Source organism: Nocardia sp. NRRL S-836, from assembly GCF_001279525.1.
Lineage (GTDB): Bacteria > Actinomycetota > Actinomycetes > Mycobacteriales > Pseudonocardiaceae > Lentzea.
The window spans coordinates 1-345 of sequence record NZ_LGDY01000035.1 but is presented as its reverse complement, the minus strand read 5'-3'; the positions used below and the strand labels follow the sequence as shown (position 1 = coordinate 345).

1 protein-coding gene is annotated in these 345 nt (G+C 62.3%); it reads left to right on the top strand.

Features of this window, described 5'->3' with window-relative positions:
• On the top strand, positions 1–315 hold a 315-nt coding region (locus ADL03_RS05625; protein ID WP_157528049.1), incomplete at its 5' end, for an IS3 family transposase.
• Between the last annotated feature and the right edge of the window lie 30 nt (positions 316–345).

The window sequence follows — 345 nt, the reverse complement described above, 5'->3', positions numbered from 1 at the left end:
ACCTCGATTCGCTTCGCGCAACGCCTGGCGGACATCGGAATTCTGCCGTCGATGGGCTCGGTCGGCGACTCCTACGACAACGCGCTGATGGAGAACTTCTTCTCCACGCTGAAGATCGAACTCGTGTACCGGAACTCCTGGCGCACCCGCGACGAGGCCGAGAACGCGATCCTCAGCTACATCGACGGCTGGTACAACACCCAGCGCATCCAGAAGGAGCTCGGCTGGCTCAGCCCCGACGAGTACGAGGCCGCCTGGCACGCCGACCAACTCCAGCCATCTATCATCCCGGCATCCTCATCCGGAGCCAGGTAACCAACCCTCCGAGTTATCGGGGGAACCTCA